The sequence below is a fragment of the Paraburkholderia lacunae genome, assembly GCF_003353175.1.
Taxonomy (GTDB): Bacteria; Pseudomonadota; Gammaproteobacteria; order Burkholderiales; family Burkholderiaceae; genus Paraburkholderia; species Paraburkholderia lacunae.
This window is the reverse complement of the sequence record NZ_QHKS01000027.1, coordinates 58,496-77,917: the sequence shown is the minus strand read 5'-3', so window position 1 is coordinate 77,917 and position 19,422 is coordinate 58,496. Positions and strand designations below refer to the sequence as shown.

The window sequence follows — 19,422 nt, the reverse complement described above, 5'->3', positions numbered from 1 at the left end:
ATGACCGGCGCCGCTTATGCGGCTAGCCGCCTTCATGCGCAGTACAAAGGCCGAAGAACGCAGAAAAGGATTCGCTTGAAATTTCCCTACGAATGGCAGATAGGCTGGCGCTACACCCGCGCCGGCAAACGCACGACCGGCAACGGCTTCATTTCGTTCATCGCGCTGGTGTCGATGTCGGGCATCGCGCTCGGCGTCGCGGCGCTGATCGTCGTGTTGTCTGTAATGAACGGCTTCCAGAAAGAGGTGCGCGACCGGATGCTGTCGGTGCTGGCGCATGTCGAAGTGTTTTCGCCGACGGGTTCGATGCCCAACTGGCAATTGACCGCGCAGGAAGCCAGGCAGAACAAGGAAGTGATCGGCGCGGCGCCGTACGTCGAGGCGCAGGCGCTGCTCACGCGCCAGGACGCGGTGAGCGGGGTGGCGCTGCGCGGCGTCGAGCCGACGCTCGAGCCGCAGGTATCCGACATCGGCAAGGAAATGAAGGGCGGCAAGCTGACCGACCTCGTGCCGGGCGAGTTCGGCATCGTGCTCGGCGCGGATCTCGCCACCAACCTCGGCGTGACAGTCAGCGACAAGATCACGCTGGTCGCGCCCGAAGGCACCATCACGCCGGCCGGCATGCTGCCGCGGCTGAAGCAGTTCACCGTGGTGGGCATTTTCGAGTCGGGGCATTACGAATATGACAGCACGCTCGCGCTGATCAACATCAAGGACGCGCAGGCGCTGTTCCGTCTGCCCGCACCGACCGGCGTGCGCTTACGCCTGACGGACATGCAGCGGGCGCCAGAGGTCGCGCATCAACTGGCGCGTACCTTGTCGGGCGACCTGTACATCCGCGACTGGACGCAGCAGAACAAGACCTGGTTCTCGGCGGTGCAGATCGAAAAACGCATGATGTTCATCATCCTGACGCTGATCATCGCGGTGGCGGCATTCAATCTGGTGTCGTCGCTGGTGATGACGGTGACCAACAAGCAGGCCGATATCGCGATCCTGCGCACGCTCGGCGCGCAGCCCGGCTCGATCATGAAGATTTTCGTCGTGCAGGGCGTGACGATCGGCTTTATCGGCACGGCCACCGGCGTAGCGCTAGGCTGCCTGATCGCGTGGAGCATTCCGTGGCTCGTGCCGATGATCGAGCATCTGCTCGGCGTGCAGTTCCTGCCGCCGTCGGTGTATTTCATCAGCGAATTGCCGTCCGAACTGGTTCCCTCGGACGTCGCGCGAATCGGCCTCATTGCGTTCGCGTTGTCCGCTCTGGCGACGCTTTATCCGAGCTGGCGCGGTGCGAAGGTCCGTCCGGCGGAGGCGCTGCGCTATGAATGACCTTTCCGCCACCCTGACCAGGCCCAACATGTCCAACGAGACGGCGCTGCATCCCTACGTGCTGGAAGCGACCGGTATTTCGAAGTCGTTCGTGCAGGGCGGCCTCAACGTACAGGTGCTCAACAACACGCAATTGAGCGTGCGGCGCGGCGAAAAGCTGGCGATCGTCGGCGCGTCGGGTTCCGGCAAGAGCACGCTGCTGCACGTGCTCGGCGGCCTCGACGATCCGAGCGCGGGTCATGTCTCCGTGATGGGCAAGCCGTTTACGAAGCTCTCCGAGCGCGAACGCAACGATTTGCGCAATCGCGCGCTCGGTTTCGTGTATCAGTTCCACCATCTGTTGCCGGAGTTTTCGGCGCTCGACAACGTCGCGATGCCGCTGCGGATTCGCCGCATGACGACCGAAGCCGCGCGGCGCCAGGCGCTCGAGGTGCTGGAGCGCGTCGGCATGGGGCATCGGGCGAAGCATCGCCCGGGCGAGTTGTCGGGCGGTGAACGTCAGCGTGTGGCGATTGCCCGGGCGCTCGTCACCAAACCGGCCTGCGTACTGGCCGACGAACCGACCGGCAATCTCGACGGCGGCACCGCGGACACCGTGTTCAACTTGATGCTCGAACTGTCGCAGACGCTCGAAACCAGTTTCGTGATCGTCACGCACGATCCTGAACTGGCCGGCCGCTGCGACCGGATCATGCGGCTGCGCGACGGCGTGCTGCACGAAGAGCCGCCGGTGCCGGTGTAATCACTGCGCCGCGCCGCGCGACGCCGAAGCCGAAGCCGAAGCCGAAGCCGAAGCCGAAGCCGAAGCTAAGGTTGAACCCCCGCGAAACCCTGCCGCTAACGAGGCGCGCCATGTGGATCGATACGCACTGCCATCTCGACGCGTCGGAATTCGACGCCGACCGCGACGCGGTCGCGGCGGCTGCGCGCCGCGCCGGGGTGGGGCGCATCGTGATTCCGGCGATCGGCCGTGAGAACTTCACCGCAGTGCGTGAGCTCGCGCACCGGACCGACGGCGGCGCGTATGCGCTCGGCATTCATCCACTCTACACGCCGGGCGCGCAGGAGCGCGATCTCGAACTGCTGCGGATGGAAATCGAAGCGAGCCTCGACGATCCGCTGTTCGTCGGCATCGGCGAGATCGGTCTCGATTACTTCGTGCCGGGCCTCGACGATGCGCGCCAGCAGTTCTTCTACAACGGTCAATTGCAACTCGCTCGCGAATTCGATCTGCCGGTGATTTGCCACGTACGCAAATCGCAGGACCAGGTGCTCAAGGGGCTGCGCCGGCACCAGATTCATCGCGGCATTGCGCACGCTTTCAACGGCAGTTTCCAGCAGGCTCAGGCGTATATCGACCAGGGCCTGCATCTGGGTTTCGGCGGCAATCTGACCTTCGAACGGGCGCGGCAAATCCGGCGTCTGGCCGAGCAATTGCCGTTCGACGCACTGGTCGTCGAAACCGACGCACCCGACATCGCACCTTCCTGGTTGTACAGGCAGCGCAACACGCCGGATCAGATTCCGGCCATCGGCGCGGGCCTCGCGCAACTGCGCCGCATGACCGCCGACGAAGCCGCCCTAGGCACAACGGCTAACGCGCTCGCCGCGCTGCCGCGGCTCGCACTTTCCTCTGCATAATCAAACTTGATGGTTCAAGTGGTTCGCGTCGGGCGGAACACGCGCCCGGCGGGCCTGCTGCTACCTGCGCGGTGAGCGTTGCATCGTCCGGCGCCGGTCGAGCGGAGGACGAATGCGGGCATGGTGGTGCGGATTTGCGTTGGGCGTGGTCGCCTTGCAGCAGCAGGCAGCATTGCCGGGGCGGGGTGCGTGGGGCGCGTTGGCTCTGGCCGCATGCGTGGCGAGCGGTGTCGCGGTGTGGGCGTTGCGCGGTGTTCATTCCGTCGAAGCGGACGACCGCTCGGCCGCAGGGGCACTCGATCGGCGTGGCCGGTTCGGCGCACTTTTCGGCGTGCTTTCAGGCATAGCTCCTGGCACAGGCATCAGCACAGGTCTCGCTGCACCAATACGCTCACGGCTCGGCTGGAGCGCGCTGTGGATTGCGGCCATTTGCGTGGGCTTCGGCTATGCGGCCTGGCGCGCGCAAACGCGGCTCGCCGTGAGCCTGCCGAGCGCCTGGGAAGGGCGCGATGTCGACGTGGTCGGCAGCATCAAGGGCCTTCCGGCAGTCGACGCAAAGGGCGCGCGCTTTCTGTTCGAGGTCGAATCGGCCGACGCGCCGATCGCTGCTTTTCCGCGTGTGATTCAGCTGACGTGGATTGCTCGGGATGCGCCGCCGCCGTTGCTCGAGCCCGGCGCGCGCTGGCAATTGGCGGTGCGGCTCAAACGGCCCCATGGCAATGCGAATTTCGGCGTTCGCGATGCCGAAGCCAACCTGCTCGCGCGTAATGTGCGCGCTACCGGCTATGTCAGCGCACCCGCTGCCGCCGTCCGTTTGCCGGGCAACGCGCGCGGCGTGGGCGTCGCCTTCGATCGCTGGCGCGCCGCGCTGCGCGCGCGGATCGACACGGTGCTTGCCGAAGCGCCACATCGCGGGATCGTGGTGGCGCTGGCGATCGGCGCGCAGGATGAAGTCAGCGAGGCGGACTGGCTGCTGATGCGGGGCACGGGCACGAGCCATTTGGTGGCGATTTCGGGGCTGCATATCGGTTTTGTCGCAGGGCTTGCGGGTTGGCTCGCCGGGGCGTGGTGGCGGCGCTCCGGATTCGTCGGCCGCAACTGGCCATTGCGGTTGCCCGCGCAGATCGTCGCGGTGACGGGCGGCGCGTTGTTCGCCGGCTTGCACGCCGCGCTGGCCGGTTTCAACGTGCCGGCGCAGCGGGCGTTGTGGATGGCGGGCGTGGTCGCGCTTGCGTTTGTCAGCGGGCGCAATATCGCGCGGTCCGCCGTGCTCGCGTGGGCGTTGGGGCTCGTGTTGCTGATCGATCCCTGGGCGGTGGTGTCGGCGGGATTCTGGCTGTCGTTCTGCGCGGTGGCGGCGATTCTGTTCGCGATGTCGGGGCGGCCCCGCGTGCAGGACCCTGCGCAGGATCGCGAGGAAGATGGGGAGGGCGGCGAGATATCCCGGCTCACGCGCTTGCTCTCCGCTTTGCGCCGTCGGGTGCGCGCCTTTGTCGAACGTCTGCGCAGCGCCGCGCATGTGCAGTTCGCGGTGACGATTGCGCTCGCGCCGCTCACCGTCTACTGGTTCATGCAGATTCCGCTAATCGGCCCGCTCGCCAACGCCTTCGCGATTCCGTGGGTGAGTCTGCTGGTCACGCCGGCCGTGCTGGCCGGTGTCGCGCTGCCCGCGCCGCTCGACGGCTACGCGTTCCAGGCGGCGCACGCCTTGCTTGAACTGCTGGCCGCGGGCCTGCGGACGCTGTCGGGTCCTGCATGGACGCTCTGGCGTCTGCCGCAACCGGATGCGTGGGCGCTGGCCACGGCTGGCATCGGTGTGCTCTGGTGTCTCGCGCCGCGCGGCTGGCCGCTACGCTGGGCCGCGCCGCTGACCTGGTTGCCGTTGCTGATGCCGGCGCCGTCCGGGCCGCCGCACGGCAGCTTCCGCCTGACCGCGCTGGATGTCGGTCAAGGAACCTCGGTGCTGGTCGAGACGACGCATCACGCACTGCTGTTCGATGCGGGACCGGGGCCGGAATCGACGCATGCGGGCGAGCGCGTCGTCGTGCCGTTCTTGCAGGCTCACGGCGTCACGGCGCTCGATACGCTCGTCATTAGCCACTCCGATTCCGATCATTCGGGCGGCGCGCCGGCCGTGCTGGACGCGATCGAGGTGCGGCAACTGCTGGCGGCATTGGCGCCGGCGAATGCGCTGTGGCGTAGAGCGCGGCAGCGCGGTGCGGATACGTTGCCCTGCGCGGCGGGGCAGCGCTGGCAGTGGGACGGCGTCGAGTTCGCGATGCTCTGGCCGGATGCCGGGCCGCTGCAAGGCAAACCGAACGCGCATTGCTGTGTATTGCGCGTGAGCACCTTGCATCCTGCCGCGAGCGCGTCGGACGCGGGCGTTCAAACGGATGCGCGCCGTATGAGCGCTTTGCTGGCGGCGGACCTCGAAGCACCGGCCGAACGCACGCTGCTCGCGCGCGATCGCGGCGCGTTGCGCGCTCAGGTGCTGGTGGTGCCGCATCACGGCAGCAAGACCTCGTCGACCGAACCGTTCCTCGACTCAATCGACCCGCTGGTCGCACTATTTCAGGTAGGCTATCGCAACCGTTTTCATCATCCGAACGCGGGTGTGTTCGAGCGTTACAAGGCGCGGCATATCGAACTCGCGCGCAGCGACACGGACGGCGCGGTGCGGATCGACGTTGTCCCTGGCATCGACCCGGGCATCAATCCGGATGTCGATTCCGGCGCCGTGCCGAACGCCGTCCCGCAACCGAATGGGGCCGCGCTCACGCTCGAGCGCTATCGGGACACGCGGCGCCGCTACTGGATGGATCGTTGACGGACTGCCGAGGGACGTCCCGCGTCGCCGGGCGGACAGACAAAAGACAGATAAGAAGCAGTAACAAGAAGCAGCAACGCGCCGCAGGGCCCGCGGCCTGCGCGCAAATTAGAACGGAGATCGCCGCAGTTGAAAAACATCATCCACTTCTCGCACGCGAACGGTTTTCCTGCATCGACGTACCGGACCATCTTCGCCGAACTCGCGGACGACTACGAGCTTCGCTCTATCGAGCGTATCGGTCATGACGCGCGGTATCCGGTTACCCAGGACTGGCCGCATCTGGTCGAGCAGCTGCTCGACGATGTCGGCCGTTCTTACGAGCAGCCGGTGTGGCTGGTCGGCCATTCGCTCGGTGGATATCTATCGTTGATGGCCGCGCTGAAAAAGCCGCAATGGGTGAGGGGTGTGGTGATGCTGGATTCGCCGGTGATCGCCGGCTGGCGCAGCAGCATGTTGCGCGTGTCCCAATGGACCGGGCTCGACGAGCGGCTCTCGCCGGCGGCGGCCACGCGTACGCGCCGCACCCACTGGGCCAGCCGCGACGAGGCGTGGAGACATTTTCATTCGAAGCCGGCGTTCGCGCGCTGGGACGAACGGATGCTGTCCGACTACATCGACTTCGGCATTCCACAATCCTCGCCCGACGGCTCGCGTTCGCTGGCCTTCGACCGGCGCACCGAATACCAGATCTACAGGACCTTGCCGCATACGCTCGGCTCGCGCCTCGCTCGCGGCGCGCCGGTGCCGGTCGGTTTCATCGCCGGCACGCATTCGAAGGAAATCCGCCAGGCCGGACTCGATGCGACCCGACGTGCGACCGGCGGTCACGTGGAATGGATCGAAGGCAGTCATCTGTATCCGATGGAGAAGCCGCTCGAAACCGCGCGCGCGGTGCAGCGGATGTTGCGCGAACTGGAGCGGCGCGCTTGAGTTCGTGCTTGAGCTAGTCATGGCAGCGAGCGGCGGCGCGCGTCATCCGTCGGCGCAAGAAAACGGTGCGTGACCGGCTCGCGGCGACTGCCGCCGCCGCGGCATGCATTCGTGCGGATGCCGCTCGGAATTTGCTGGGTCGAGGCCCTGCTTTACGGTATAATCCGTTTTTCCCGCGAGCATCCAGCGATGACCAAATATGTTTTCGTCACCGGCGGCGTAGTATCTTCCCTCGGCAAGGGTATTGCCGCCGCTTCCCTCGCCGCGATCCTCGAATCGCGCGGTCTTAAAGTCACCCTCCTCAAACTCGATCCCTACATCAACGTCGACCCCGGCACGATGAGCCCGTTTCAACACGGCGAAGTGTTCGTGACGGAAGACGGAGCGGAAACCGACCTCGACCTCGGCCACTATGAGCGCTTCATCAGCACGAAGATGCGCAAGGCCAATAACTTCACCACGGGCCAGATCTACGAATCGGTGATCCGCAAGGAACGCCGCGGCGATTATCTCGGCAAGACGGTGCAGGTCATCCCGCACATCACGAATGAAATCCAGGCGTTCGTCGAACGCGGCGCGGCTTCCGCGACGTGCGGCGAGCCGGACGTCGCGATCGTCGAAGTAGGCGGCACGGTGGGCGACATCGAATCGCTGCCGTTCCTCGAGGCCGCGCGTCAGATGAGCCTGCGCATGGGCCGCAACAGCGCGTGCTTCGTGCACCTCACGCTGGTGCCGTGGGTTGCCACCGCGGGCGAACTCAAGACCAAGCCTACCCAGCACAGCGTGCAGAAGCTGCGTGAAATCGGTATCTCGCCGCACGTGCTGCTGTGCCGCGCCGACCGCCGCATTCCGGACGACGAGCGCGCGAAGATCTCGATGTTCTCGAACGTGCCGGAGGACGCGGTGATTTCCGTGTGGGACGCCGACAGCATCTACAAGATTCCGCAGATGCTGCACGACCAGGGTCTGGACGCGATTATCTGTGAAGAGCTCAAGCTCACGCCGAAGCCCGCCGATCTGTCGATGTGGTCGGAGCTCGTCGAGAAGCTGCAGAACCCGAAGCACGAAGTGACGATCGGCATGGTCGGCAAGTATGTCGATCTGACCGAGTCGTACAAGTCGCTGATCGAAGCGCTGCGTCATGCGTCGATGCATACGTCGACCCGCGTGAACATCGAATACATCGATTCGGAAGAAGTCGAGACGCAAGGCGTCGAGAGCCTCAAGCATCTGGACGCGGTGCTCGTGCCGGGCGGTTTCGGCCGTCGCGGCACCGAAGGCAAGATCGCCGCGATCCGCTATGCACGTGAGGCGAACGTGCCGTACCTCGGCATCTGCCTCGGCATGCAGTTGGCCGTGATCGAATTCGCCCGCGACGTGGTCGGCCTGAAGGACGCGAACAGCACCGAGTTCGATCAGGAAACCGAAAACCGCGTGGTCGCGCTGATCACCGAGTGGTACGACCGTGAAGGCCGTGTCGAGAAGCGCACTGAAGAATCGGATCTGGGCGGCACGATGCGCCTCGGTTCGCAACGTTGCCCGATCAAGCCCGGCACGATGGCCGAAGAGATCTATGGCAAGGACGTGAACGAGCGCCACCGTCACCGTTATGAAGTCAATAACCGCTTCGTGCCCCAGCTCGAAGCCGGCGGCCTTATCATCAGCGCCCGTACCCCGAGTGAAGATCTGCCGGAGATGATGGAATTGCCGCGCAGCATGCACCCGTGGTTCGTCGGCGTGCAGTTCCACCCGGAATTCACGTCCACACCGCGTGATGGCCATCCGCTGTTCAAGTCGTTCGTCGAAGCGGCGCTCGTGCATCAGCAGTCGCGCGTCGAGGAGAAAGCATGAAACTGGGCGATTTTGAAATCGGGCTCGACAAGCCGTTTTTTCTGATCGCAGGCACCTGTGTCGTCGAGTCTGAACAGATGACGATCGACACGGCAGGCCGCCTGAAGGAAATCTGCGCGAAGCTGAACATTCCGTTCATCTACAAATCGTCGTATGACAAGGCCAATCGCAGCAGCGGCAAGTCGTTCCGCGGTCTGGGCATGGACGAAGGTTTGCGCATCCTGTCGGAAGTGAAGCGTCAGCTCGGTCTGCCGGTACTGACCGATGTTCACTCGGAGCACGAGATCGAGCAGGTTGCGTCGGTGGTCGACGTGCTGCAAACGCCGGCGTTCCTGTGCCGTCAAACCGACTTCATCCATGCTTGCGCGCGTTCGGGCAAACCGGTCAACATCAAGAAAGGCCAGTTTCTCGCACCGCACGACATGAAGAACGTCATCGACAAGGCGCGTGATGCCGCGCGTGAAGCGGGCCTGTCGGAAGACCGCTTCATGGCGTGCGAACGCGGCGTGTCGTTCGGGTATAACAATCTCGTGTCGGACATGCGGTCGCTTGCGATCATGCGCGAAACCAACGCGCCGGTCGTGTTCGACGCGACCCACTCGGTGCAGTTGCCGGGCGGGCAGGGCACGAGCTCGGGCGGTCAGCGTGAATTCGTGCCGGTGCTGGCGCGCGCGGCCGTGGCAACGGGCGTGGCGGGTCTCTTCATGGAGACCCATCCGAAGCCTGCGGAAGCGAAATCGGACGGCCCGAACGCAGTGCCTTTGCATCGCATGGCCGATCTGCTCGAAACGTTGGTCACGCTCGATCAGGCCGTCAAGCGCGCGCCGTTCCTCGAAAGCGATTTCAACTGATTCAGGCGTTCGCAGCGTGTCACGATTGGCCGGGCCACGATTGGCCGGGCCACGATTGGCCGAGCCGCGATTGGCTCCCATAATCGGCACAGTCGACAGCACGCGGCGAATGCGCGCAATGGTCGTCGAACGCCTCGGCGCGAAAGTTGTCTGCTGGGGAGACCAGCATGTGTCCGGTGCAGTGTCACAGTAAAGAATTCAACGTCATTTCTTGAGGAAACCATGAGTGCTATCGTAGATATCATCGGTCGAGAGATTCTCGATTCGCGAGGCAACCCCACCGTCGAATGCGACGTGCTGCTCGAGTCGGGCACGATGGGCCGCGCCGCGGTGCCGTCGGGCGCATCCACGGGTTCGCGCGAGGCGATCGAGTTGCGCGACGGCGAAACCGGCCGTTATGGCGGCAAGGGCGTGCTGAAGGCCGTCGAGCACATCAACACCGAAATCTCCGAAGCGATCATGGGCCTCGACGCTTCCGAGCAAGCTTTCCTCGACAAGACCCTGCTGGAACTCGACGGCACGGACAACAAATCGCGCCTCGGCGCGAACGCGATGCTGGCAGTTTCGATGGCCGTCGCCAAGGCTGCCGCTGAAGAAGCCGGCCTGCCGCTGTACCGCTACTTCGGCGGCTCGGGCGCAATGCAACTGCCGGTGCCGATGATGAACATCGTCAACGGCGGCGCGCACGCGAACAACAGCCTGGACATCCAGGAATTCATGATCGTGCCGGTGAGCCAGCCTACCTTCCGCGAAGCACTGCGCTGCGGCGCCGAAGTGTTCCACGCGCTGAAGAAGATCCTGTCGGACCGCGGCATGAGCACGGCAGTCGGCGATGAAGGCGGCTTCGCACCGAACTTCGGCAGCAACGACGAATGCCTGTCGACCATCCTGCAAGCTATCGAGAAAGCCGGCTACCGCGCCGGTGAAGACGTGCTGCTTGCGCTCGACTGCGCAGCGAGCGAGTTCTATCACGATGGCAAGTACCAGCTGGCCGGCGAAGGCCTGCAACTGTCGTCGACGGAATTCGCGGACTACCTCGCGAACCTGGCCGACAAGTTCCCGATCGTGTCGATCGAAGACGGCATGCACGAGAGCGACTGGGCAGGCTGGAAGATACTGACCGACAAGCTCGGCAAGAAGGTGCAACTGGTGGGCGACGACCTGTTCGTCACCAACACGCGCATCCTGAAGGAAGGCATCGAGAAGGGCATCGCCAACTCGATCCTGATCAAGATCAACCAGATCGGCACGTTGACGGAAACCTTCGCTGCGATCGAAATGGCCAAGCGCGCCGGCTACACGGCCGTGATCTCGCACCGCTCGGGCGAAACCGAAGATTCGACGATCGCGGATATCGCGGTCGGCCTGAACGCCGGCCAGATCAAGACGGGTTCGCTGTCGCGGTCGGATCGCATCTCGAAGTACAACCAGTTGCTGCGTATCGAAGAAGACCTCGGCGATATCGCCAGCTACCCGGGCAAGTCGGCGTTCTACAATCTGCGCTAATCGGCGTGATTGCTAGCGCTGACCGATGAGCCGGTTCACCTTCGTTTCTGATTGACCACGCCGCCCTGCGTATAGCGCAGGGCGGCGTGTATTTATTGTGCTTACTTCATGCGGCTTGTCACTGCTGTCCTGATCGTTCTGCTGGCGCTGATCCAGTACCCACTTTGGTGGGGGCACGGCGGCTGGTTACGCGTGCACGAGTTGCAGCAGCAGCTGGCGCAGCAACAACAGAAGAACGCCGATGAAAAGCTGCGCAACGAGCGCATCCAGGGTGAGGTGCAGGATTTGCAGAACGGCACGGCAGCTGTCGAAGAGCGTGCGCGCTACGAAATGGGCATGGTGAAGGACAGCGAAGTGTTCGTGCAATTCGTGTCGCCGAACGCACCGTTGCCCACTTCGAATACGCCTTCGGTTACTACCTCGACGCGTGGCGAGATGTCGGCCGCGCCGCTTCACGTGGTACCGAATCCGGAGTCGCGTGCGAAGCCGGATCGTAAGCACGGCGGTAAGGTGGCGAAAGAGAAGAAAGCGACGCACTAAGCCTCGTCACGTCAATCGGGTTCAGGGCGCCGGAAACAACAAAGGCGCGGTGAAAACCGCGCCTTTGTTGTTTCCGGACTGTCATGCCGGCGTGCCTCTCCGTCTCCCCTTCGGTGCGCGCTTCGCGCTACCAGCCCCAGTACGGTCCATAACTGACGCCGACACCGGTGCCCCAGCCGCGTCCCCAGCCGCCGCCGTAATAACTGCCGTACATGCTGACGGGCGGCGCGTAATAACGCGACCACGCCTGCGCGGCATTCTCGGCGGCAATCGCCTGATTCTGTTCGGCCAGCACCTGCCGATCGATTGCTTCGTAGCGCTGGCGCTCTTCAGGTGTCAGCGGGCGGGCCATGCCCGACTGATCGGCCGGCAGGCGGCTGTAAATCGGCGACGGGCCCGGCGGGTCCATCATGCAGCCAGTCAGCGCAGTGCTGCCCGCGATGAAGGACAGCATGGCTAACGTGCGCGCGTAATGCTTCAGGTCAGACATCAACGAAATAGGGATGTTCATTTTCGATCTCCATCGGTCGGACGCCTAAGCAAAACGTGTGCAGTGCGCACCGCCAATGATCCGACGCAATGATCAAAGATACCGCGCCGCCCGGCCCCTGAAAAGGCAGCGGGCGGCGCGGTATCTTACTGCCGTAATACGGGTATCGCAGGCCGACGCCACCCAGCCGCGTATCGCCGCCGGGTCAATGCCGCTGCTCGGCAGCCGGCGTCACTCCTTCTGAGAGCGCCTTGGCGACAAAAAGTTGCGCCACGTCGACCGGGTCGAATTCATAACGCTGGTTACAGTATTCGCAATGGATCTCGACGTGGCCGCGTTCTTCGACCACGCCATCCACTTCGTCGCGGCCCAGCATCTTCAGCATGGCGCCGACTTTTTCACGCGAGCACGTGCATTCGAAGCGCGCCGTGGCCGGTTCGAAATGCTGGACGTTTTCCTGCCAGAAAAGGCGCCGGAACACCGTTTCGGGCTCTTCCTTCAGCAGTTCGTCTTGCGACAGCGTGCCGCCGAGCGTGCAGACGCGCTCCCACGTATCCGCGTCCAGATCGCCCGGATGCGGGACGATGCCGCCGTCGCCGGGCAGTTTTTGCAGCAGCATGCCGACTGCGCGCTCGGTGTTCGCCGCGAGCCACAAACGCGTGTCGAGCTGCTCCGAGTGGTGCATGTAGTGTTCGAGCACTTCGGCCATCGATTTGAGCGGCCCATTCTCGCCCGACAGCGGCACGATACTTTGATAGGGCTGCTGGCCGGGCTTCTTGTCGCGCGGATCGAGCGTGATCACGCAGCGGCCGTGACCGCTCGCGTTCATCAGTTCGATCATGGTGGCATCGTCGCCGATCGTAGTGCCGCCTTCGCCGGACAGCTTGGCGGTGGCGCGCATCGACAGGTCTGAGCTGCATTGCACCACCAGCATTTTGGCCGGGCCGTCGCCGAAGATCTGCATGATGAGCGTGCCGTCGAACTTGAGATTCGCCGACAATAGCGCGCAAGCCGCCATCATCTCGCCGAGAATCGTGCGCACCGGCGCCGGGTAATCGCGGCGCGTCAGCACTTCCTGCCAGGTATTGCGCAGCGAAACGATCTCGCCGCGCACCGGCGCCGCGCTGAACATGAATTTTTGCAACTGGTCGTTCACAACTTTTCCTCGATCGAATGGCGCAGCCTGATGCCGCGCGCTACGGCTGGTTAGCCGATGCGCACGAGCTGCGCCTTGAAATAGTCGCGGCGTTCGGCGTAGCTCACCGTGCCGCGCTGCATGTTGGCGATGTCCGTCTCGGTCAGTTCGCGCACGACTTTGGCGGGCGCGCCGAGAATCAGCGAATTGTCGGGAAACACTTTGCCTTCCGTGACGATGGCGCCCGCTCCGACCAGACAGTTGCGGCCGATTACCGCACCATTCAAGACCACCGCCTGAATTCCGATCAGCGAGCCTTCCTTGATGGTGCAGCCGTGCAGCATGACCTGGTGGCCGATCGTCACGTTCGGCTCGACTGTCAGCGGGAAGCCGGGATCGGTGTGCAGCACGGCGTTTTCCTGCACGTTGCTGCCGGCGCCGATGGTGATCGGCTCGTTGTCGCCGCGAATCGTCGCGCCGAACCAGACGCTCGAATTTTCCTCGAGCGTCACGTTGCCGATGATGTTCGCCGAATCCGCGACGAACACGCTTTCATGAATGGTCGGCGCTGCTTCGCCAAGCTTGTAGATTGTCACGGTGTCTCCTGTTGGGCGATCGCGGCGCGGGCCGGCTGGCGCAGGAGGCTGCCGGAAACGTCCGATCGGGACCGGTTGGCGTGCGGCCGGGCCAGCACAATGGGCGCGAGCGATAGTCGAATCGAGTATTGTAAACGCTTGTGTGGTTGGGCCGCTCGGCGTTGCCGCCGGCCTGTCCGACGCGCTGCCTTGCCCTTTACCGCACGCTTTGCCGTTCCAATTGCCGATCTCGTTGCCATGATTTCCGCTGCTCCGTCTGTTCCGTCCGCTTCCTTTGCTTCGTCCCTGTCGAATTGCGCGCGTACCGGAGCGCTCGCCGCGTTGCGCGAAATCGACCCGGCGAGCAAGGCCGCAGCGGCTCGCGCTCTATATGCAGCCGTGCTCGACGGCAGCCTCGCATGCGCCGAAGACCTCCGGCTCGACGAACCTTCCGGCCTGCCGGGCCGTCCTGTGCGGCCCGAACTGGTCGAACCGCGCAAGCTCGGGCGGCGCAGCATGCAATCGCCGCAAGGTCGGGCCGTCTTGCTGCACGCGCTCGCGCACATCGAATTCAACGCAATCAACCTTGCGCTGGACGCCGTCTGGCGCTTTGCCGGCATGCCCGCCGCGTTTTATGTCGACTGGCTCAAAGTGGCGGCCGAAGAGGCGCATCATTTCTCGCTGCTGGTCGCGCGACTCGCGCAATTCGGCCACGCCTACGGCGACTTCCCGGCGCACGACGGTCTCTGGGACATGTGCGAACGCACCCGCGGCGACGTGCTCGCGCGCATGGCGCTGGTGCCGCGCACGCTGGAAGCGCGCGGCCTCGACGCCTCGCCGCCGATCCGCGCCCGCCTGCAACAGGCCGGCGACCAGGCGTCGGCGGCGATTCTCGACGTGATCCTGCGCGATGAAATCGGCCACGTGCTGATCGGCAATCGCTGGTTCCGCTATCTGTGCGAGCAGGCCGGCCTCGATCCGCACTTCACCTACGCGCGCCTTGCCGAGCAGTATCACGCACCGAAATTACGCGGTCCGTTCAATTTCGAAGCTCGCCGCGACGCTGGTTTCGACGAAGCCGAACTCGCCGAACTGGTCACACTGGCGGGTCTGGATCGGGTGCAGTCCGGCGCGGACTGAAGCGTTCTTCCAGATATGATCCAGGCGCGGCGTCCGGCTATCTCGTTATAATAGAACGACCATTCTTTTTTCGGGCGCGTCGCTCATGAATATCTGCCAGTCTGAGTTCGTCGCCGTGCGCGGCATCCGTTTGCACGTGCGGCGCTGGGGCAATCCGGATGCGCCGAAGCTGTTCATGCTGCACGGCTGGATGGACGTGGCGGCGTCGTTCCAGTTCGTCGTCGATGCTTTGGGCGGCGACTGGCAGGTGATCGCGCCTGATATGCGCGGTTTTGGCCTGTCCGACTGGCCGGTTGCCGAGCGCGGCGGCGGCAACTACTGGATTCCGGACTACCTCGGCGATCTCGACGCGCTGCTCGATCACTACGCGCCGACCGGCGAAGTCAATCTGGTCGGCCACAGCATGGGCGCGAACATCGTCTGCCTGTATGCGGGCGTGCGGCCGGAGCGGGTGCGGCGCGTGGTCGACCTGGAGGGCTTCGGTCTCGCGCCGTCGCACTCGGCGCAAGCGCCCAGGCGCCTGCGCAACTGGCTCGACGAATTGCGCGATCCGCCGCAACTGAAGCGCTACGCGTCGCTCGACGAGGTCGCCGGCCGGCTGATCAAGACCAATCCGCGGCTCGCGCCGCAGCGCGCGCAGTTCCTTGCCCAGCATTGGTCCAAGCCGGACGGAGAAGGGCGCTTCATGCTGCTCGCCGATCCGGCGCACAAGCTGCGCGGGCCGATGCTGTACCGGCTCGACGAAGTGATGGCCGTGTGGCGCAAAGTGAGCGCGAAGGTGCTGCACGTCGAGGCGGCCAACTCGCCGACGCTCGCGCACATCGCCGGCGAAATCGCGCTCGACGAATTCAAGGCGCGCTTTCAGGCGTTTCCGAACTGGCGCGAGAAAATCATCGACGAAGCGGGGCACATGGTGCACCACGACCAGCCGGAGCAGATCGCCGCCCTGATCGAGGGATTTTGCGCGTAACTTCTTTACAAAAACCTTCTGCAAAAACTTCAGCGAATCGGGTCGGCTACGAGAGATAGCTCTGCGGCCGCTTACTGCGTTGCAGTAAAATGGCCGCAGAACCTTTTCAAGACACTGATGAACGCTGACCTCCACTGCCACTCCACCGTCTCCGACGGCCAGTTCGCGCCGGCCGATGTCGCGCGCCGCGCGCACGCGGGCGGCGTGACGCTGTGGGCCTTGACCGACCACGACGAACTCGGCGGCCAGCACGAGGCGCGCTGCACGGCCGAAGGGCTCGGCATGGGCTATCTGAGCGGCGTGGAGATTTCGGTGACGTGGGCTTCGCGCACGGTGCACATCGTCGGCCTCGGCATCGATCCAACCAATGCGACGTTGATCGACGGCCTCGCGCGCACGCGCAACGGCCGCGCCGCGCGTGCGGAAGCGATCGGCGAGCAGCTCGCCACGCTCGGTATTCCGGATGCCTACGAGGGCGCGCTGAAGTACGTCTCCAACCCGGACATGATTTCGCGCACGCACTTCGCGCGCTTCATGGTCGAAAGCGGGTACGCGAGCTCCACGCAAGACGTGTTCACCCGCTATCTCGGCGACGGCAAGCCCGGCTACGTGCCGCATCGCTGGGCCAAACTGGCTGACGCGGTCGGCTGGATCCGGACGGCAGGCGGCGAGGCGATCGTCGCGCATCCGGGCCGTTATGCGTACACGCCGGTCGAATTCGATGCGTTTTTCGCCGAATTCATCGATCTGGGCGGCAAGGCGATCGAAGTGGTGACGGGCAGCCACACGCCGGATCAATATCGCGAATACGCGGATGTGGCGCGCCGGTTCGGCTTCGAGGCCTCGCGCGGTTCGGATTTTCACGCGCCCGGCGAGGGCCGCGTCGAACTCGGCTCGCTGCCGCCGCTGCCCTCCGACCTCAAGCCCGTCTGGGAACGCTGGCTGTGACCGCGCGCCGTGCCACGGCGGCACGTCACGTGAAGCAGCCGTCATCCCGGGCGTGTGCGCCCCCCGTCCATTTCCGCGCTGTAGCGACCCGCTGTAGCGATCGTGAGTCAGCTAGTCATCATGTCCCAATACTTTCGGCTTCACCCGGACAATCCGCAGCCGCGCCTCGTCAAGCAGGCCGCGCAGATCATCAACGACGGCGGCGTCGTCGCGTTGCCGACCGATTCGAGCTACGCGCTCGCCTGTCATCTCGACGACAAGGACGCGGTCGAGCGTCTGCGGCGGATTCGCGGTCTCGACGAGAAGCAATTACTGTCGCTGCTGGTGCGCGACCTGTCGGAGCTGGCGAACTTCGCGATGGTGGATAACCGCCAGTTCCGGCTGATCAGATCGGTGACGCCCGGGCCTTATGTGTTCGTGCTGCAGGCCACCAAGGAAGTGCCGCGGCGCCTGTCGCATCCGTCGCGCAAGACGATCGGGCTGCGGGTGCCGGATCACGCGATCACGCTCGCGATTCTCGAAGAACTCGGCCAGCCGCTGCTCGGCTCGACACTGGTCATGCCGGGCGAAACCCGGCCGCTGAATGACCCGGAAGAAATCCGCGCACGCCTGGAAAAGCAGCTCGATCTGGTGATCGACGGCGGCGCGTGCGTGTGCGAGCCATCCACCGTGATCGATCTGACCGGCCCCGAACCAGTGCTGGTGCGGGCAGGGCGCGGCTCTCTCGCGCCGTTCGGTCTCGAAGAGACGGCTTAAGCGAAAGCGGACTGACGCACGCCATCGCGTTGTTACAATAACGAGTTATGGATTCTTCCCTGATACAGACCATTGCGGTATACGCGTTGCCGGTGATTTTCGCGATCACGCTGCATGAAGCCGCGCATGGCTACGTGGCGCGCTGGCTCGGCGACAATACCGCGTACGTGCTTGGCCGCGTCTCCCTCAATCCGATGCGGCATATCGATCCGCTTGGCACGATAGCGATTCCCTTGCTCCTGTACTTCGCGACCAGCGGCGCGTTCATGTTCGGTTACGCGAAGCCCGTACCGGTCGCCTTCGGCAATCTGCGTAATCCGCGCTGGGGCAGTCTGTGGGTCGCGGCGGCCGGCCCGCTGTGCAATTTCGTGCAGGCGCTGGTGTGGGGTCTGTTCGGCGTCGCGCTTGCTGTGCTGAGCGTCGACGAACCGTTCTTCACGCGCATGGCCGCGGCCGGCGTCGGCGTGAACCTCGTGCTCGGCGTGCTCAACCTGTTTCCTTTGCCGCCGCTGGACGGCGGCCGCGTGCTGATGGCGCTGTTGCCGCCGCGTCAATCGATCGCGCTGTCGCGCCTCGAGCCGTACGGATTTTTCATCGTGATGGCGCTGGTGATGACGGGCACGCTCACGCGTTATTGGCTGAGCCCGCTCGTTACGCTCGGCTACGCTGCGATCACCGCAATTCTGACCCCACTTGTTTCGCTTTTCTAAATAATCATGTTCCCAGACCGTATCTTCTCCGGCATGCGGCCCACCGGGTCGCTGCACCTCGGCCACTACCACGGCGTGCTGAAAAACTGGGTGCGGCTGCAGTCCGAATACCCGTGTTTCTTCTGCGTGGTCGATTGGCACGCGCTGACGACGCACTATGAAACGCCCGAAGTGATCGAAAAGAACGTCTGGGATGTGCTGATCGACTGGCTCGCCTCCGGCATCGATCCGGCGCAGGCTACGCTGTTCATCCAGAGCAAGGTGCCCGAGCATGCTGAACTGGCGTTGCTGCTCGGCATGAGCACGCCGCTCGGCTGGCTCGAACGCGTGCCGACCTACAAGGAGCAGATGGAGAAGCTGAAGGACAAGGATCTGTCCACTTACGGCTTCCTCGGCTATCCCGTGTTGATGGCGGCGGACATTCTGCTGTATCGCGGCTCGCTCGTGCCGGTCGGCGAGGATCAGGTGCCGCACGTCGAAATGACGCGTGAAATCGCGCGCCGTTTCAACTATTTGTACGGCCGCGAGCCGGGCTTCGAAGAAAAGGCCAATGAAGCGGCGAAGAAGCTCGGCGGCAAGCGCGCCAAGCTCTATCACGAGCTGCGCAACGCCTATCAGCAGGAAGGCGATGACGAAGCGCTCGAACAGGCGCGAGCGATGCTGCAGGAGTCGCAAAGCCTGTCGATGAACGATCGTGAGCGCCTGTTCGGCTACCTCGAAGGTTCGCGCAAGATCATTCTGGTCGAGCCGCAGGCCATGCTGACGGAGGCGTCGCGCATGCCGGGTCTCGATGGCCAGAAGATGTCGAAGTCGTACGGCAATACGATCGGCCTGCGCGAAGACGCGGAAACGATCACGAAGAAGGTCCGCACCATGCCGACCGACCCCGCGCGCGTGCGCCGCACCGACCCGGGCGATCCGGACAAGTGTCCGGTGTGGCAGCTGCATCAGGTCTACACGGACGAAGCCACGCACGAATGGGTGCAGAAGGGCTGCCGCTCGGCTGGGATCGGTTGCCTCGAGTGCAAGCAGCCGGTGATCGAAGGTATCCTGCGCGAACAGCAGCCGATGCTCGAGCGCGCGCAGAAGTACATGGACGATCCGTCGCTGTTGCGCGCGATCGTCGCCGACGGCTGCGACAAAGCCCGCAAGTTCGCCACGGAAACGATGCGCGACGTGCGCGAGGCGATGGGCCTGTCGTATAGCTGATGTGCACGCCA

General features: G+C 64.3%; 18 protein-coding genes. 15 read left to right on the top strand and 3 right to left on the bottom strand.

Translation table 11 applies throughout. From position 1 onward, the window contains the following. The first annotated feature begins 75 nt into the window (after positions 1–75). From DLM46_RS30925 to ftsB, 9 genes are all read left to right on the top strand, one after another. Positions 76–1,329 carry a lipoprotein-releasing ABC transporter permease subunit gene (locus DLM46_RS30925; RefSeq protein WP_115107097.1) on the top strand — a complete coding sequence of 418 codons (1,254 nt, stop codon included), beginning with the start codon at positions 76–78 and terminating at the stop codon, positions 1,327–1,329. Then, on the top strand, positions 1,322–2,071 hold the full coding sequence (gene lolD / locus DLM46_RS30920) for a lipoprotein-releasing ABC transporter ATP-binding protein LolD (RefSeq protein ID WP_115107041.1): 750 nt from the start codon (positions 1,322–1,324) through the stop codon (positions 2,069–2,071). The genes DLM46_RS30925 and lolD overlap by 8 nt, the downstream gene beginning before the upstream one ends. Before the next feature lie 110 nt (positions 2,072–2,181). Then, positions 2,182–2,970, top strand: a complete 789-nt coding sequence (locus tag DLM46_RS30915) for a TatD family hydrolase (protein WP_115107038.1) — start codon at positions 2,182–2,184, stop codon at positions 2,968–2,970. 112 nt (positions 2,971–3,082) lie between these two features. After that, entirely contained in the window at positions 3,083–5,797 is a 2,715-nt protein-coding gene (locus DLM46_RS30910) for a DNA internalization-related competence protein ComEC/Rec2 (protein WP_115106946.1), read from the top strand. Between the two features lie 129 nt (positions 5,798–5,926). Further along, positions 5,927–6,730, top strand: a complete 804-nt coding sequence (locus DLM46_RS30905) for an alpha/beta fold hydrolase (protein WP_115106945.1) — start codon at positions 5,927–5,929, stop codon at positions 6,728–6,730. Between the two features lie 189 nt (positions 6,731–6,919). Next, positions 6,920–8,581, top strand: coding sequence for a CTP synthase (locus DLM46_RS30900; protein WP_115107095.1), 1,662 nt, complete (start codon positions 6,920–6,922; stop codon positions 8,579–8,581). Beyond that, positions 8,578–9,432 carry a 3-deoxy-8-phosphooctulonate synthase gene (gene kdsA / locus DLM46_RS30895; protein WP_115106944.1) on the top strand — a complete coding sequence of 285 codons (855 nt, stop codon included), beginning with the start codon at positions 8,578–8,580 and terminating at the stop codon, positions 9,430–9,432. The genes DLM46_RS30900 and kdsA overlap by 4 nt, the downstream gene beginning before the upstream one ends. 222 nt (positions 9,433–9,654) lie before the next feature. Continuing rightward, a complete protein-coding gene (eno, locus tag DLM46_RS30890; protein ID WP_115106943.1) occupies positions 9,655–10,938 on the top strand; it encodes a phosphopyruvate hydratase in 1,284 nt (427 codons plus the stop codon). 108 nt (positions 10,939–11,046) lie between these two features. Next, positions 11,047–11,478, top strand: a complete 432-nt coding sequence (ftsB, locus tag DLM46_RS30885; RefSeq protein ID WP_115106942.1) for a cell division protein FtsB — start codon at positions 11,047–11,049, stop codon at positions 11,476–11,478. Between the two features lie 127 nt (positions 11,479–11,605). On the opposite strand, the gene DLM46_RS30880 is transcribed toward ftsB, so the two are convergent. The 3 genes from DLM46_RS30880 to DLM46_RS30870 all read right to left on the bottom strand — a co-directional run bounded on the left by DLM46_RS30880 (position 11,606) and on the right by DLM46_RS30870 (position 13,699). After that, positions 11,606–11,989 carry a hypothetical protein gene (locus DLM46_RS30880; RefSeq protein WP_115106941.1) on the bottom strand — a complete coding sequence of 128 codons (384 nt, stop codon included), beginning with the start codon at positions 11,987–11,989 and terminating at the stop codon, positions 11,606–11,608. Between the two features lie 184 nt (positions 11,990–12,173). Then, positions 12,174–13,124 carry an Hsp33 family molecular chaperone HslO gene (gene hslO, locus DLM46_RS30875; RefSeq protein ID WP_115106940.1) on the bottom strand — a complete coding sequence of 317 codons (951 nt, stop codon included), beginning with the start codon at positions 13,122–13,124 and terminating at the stop codon, positions 12,174–12,176. A gap of 50 nt (positions 13,125–13,174) precedes the next feature. Beyond that, entirely contained in the window at positions 13,175–13,699 is a 525-nt protein-coding gene (locus DLM46_RS30870; protein WP_115106939.1) for a gamma carbonic anhydrase family protein, read from the bottom strand. Between the two features lie 237 nt (positions 13,700–13,936). On the opposite strand from DLM46_RS30870, the gene DLM46_RS30865 reads away from it, so the two are divergent. The 6 genes from DLM46_RS30865 (at position 13,937) to DLM46_RS30840 (ending at position 19,411) form a co-directional block, all read left to right on the top strand. After that, positions 13,937–14,818 carry a ferritin-like domain-containing protein gene (locus tag DLM46_RS30865; protein WP_115106938.1) on the top strand — a complete coding sequence of 294 codons (882 nt, stop codon included), beginning with the start codon at positions 13,937–13,939 and terminating at the stop codon, positions 14,816–14,818. 85 nt (positions 14,819–14,903) lie between these two features. Further along, on the top strand, positions 14,904–15,788 hold the full coding sequence (locus tag DLM46_RS30860) for an alpha/beta fold hydrolase (RefSeq protein WP_115106937.1): 885 nt from the start codon (positions 14,904–14,906) through the stop codon (positions 15,786–15,788). A gap of 117 nt (positions 15,789–15,905) precedes the next feature. Further along, on the top strand, positions 15,906–16,736 hold the full coding sequence (locus DLM46_RS30855; protein ID WP_115106936.1) for a 3',5'-nucleoside bisphosphate phosphatase: 831 nt from the start codon (positions 15,906–15,908) through the stop codon (positions 16,734–16,736). Positions 16,737–16,856: 120 nt separating this feature from the next. Further along, complete coding sequence (locus DLM46_RS30850; RefSeq protein ID WP_115106935.1) at positions 16,857–17,492, top strand: L-threonylcarbamoyladenylate synthase; 636 nt, start codon at positions 16,857–16,859, stop codon at positions 17,490–17,492. Positions 17,493–17,539: 47 nt separating this feature from the next. Beyond that, the gene (locus tag DLM46_RS30845; protein WP_115106934.1) at positions 17,540–18,202 is read left to right on the top strand and encodes a site-2 protease family protein; all 663 of its coding nucleotides are present in this window, start codon (positions 17,540–17,542) and stop codon (positions 18,200–18,202) included. Positions 18,203–18,208: 6 nt separating this feature from the next. Then, entirely contained in the window at positions 18,209–19,411 is a 1,203-nt protein-coding gene (locus tag DLM46_RS30840) for a tryptophan--tRNA ligase (protein ID WP_115106933.1), read from the top strand. Positions 19,412–19,422: the final 11 nt, after the last annotated feature.

Coding starts and splice junctions, on each gene's coding strand:
- lolD (WP_115107041.1), top strand. CDS start 1,322: ATGAATGACCTTTCCGCCACCCTGACCAGGCCCAACATGTCCAACGAG.
- DLM46_RS30915 (WP_115107038.1), top strand. CDS start 2,182: ATGTGGATCGATACGCACTGCCATCTCGACGCGTCGGAATTCGACGCC.
- DLM46_RS30910 (WP_115106946.1), top strand. CDS start 3,083: ATGCGGGCATGGTGGTGCGGATTTGCGTTGGGCGTGGTCGCCTTGCAG.
- DLM46_RS30900 (WP_115107095.1), top strand. CDS start 6,920: ATGACCAAATATGTTTTCGTCACCGGCGGCGTAGTATCTTCCCTCGGC.
- kdsA (WP_115106944.1), top strand. CDS start 8,578: ATGAAACTGGGCGATTTTGAAATCGGGCTCGACAAGCCGTTTTTTCTG.
- eno (WP_115106943.1), top strand. CDS start 9,655: ATGAGTGCTATCGTAGATATCATCGGTCGAGAGATTCTCGATTCGCGA.
- ftsB (WP_115106942.1), top strand. CDS start 11,047: ATGCGGCTTGTCACTGCTGTCCTGATCGTTCTGCTGGCGCTGATCCAG.
- DLM46_RS30880 (WP_115106941.1), bottom strand. CDS start 11,989: ATGAACATCCCTATTTCGTTGATGTCTGACCTGAAGCATTACGCGCGC.
- DLM46_RS30865 (WP_115106938.1), top strand. CDS start 13,937: ATGATTTCCGCTGCTCCGTCTGTTCCGTCCGCTTCCTTTGCTTCGTCC.
- DLM46_RS30860 (WP_115106937.1), top strand. CDS start 14,904: ATGAATATCTGCCAGTCTGAGTTCGTCGCCGTGCGCGGCATCCGTTTG.
- DLM46_RS30855 (WP_115106936.1), top strand. CDS start 15,906: ATGAACGCTGACCTCCACTGCCACTCCACCGTCTCCGACGGCCAGTTC.
- DLM46_RS30850 (WP_115106935.1), top strand. CDS start 16,857: ATGTCCCAATACTTTCGGCTTCACCCGGACAATCCGCAGCCGCGCCTC.
- DLM46_RS30845 (WP_115106934.1), top strand. CDS start 17,540: ATGGATTCTTCCCTGATACAGACCATTGCGGTATACGCGTTGCCGGTG.
- DLM46_RS30840 (WP_115106933.1), top strand. CDS start 18,209: ATGTTCCCAGACCGTATCTTCTCCGGCATGCGGCCCACCGGGTCGCTG.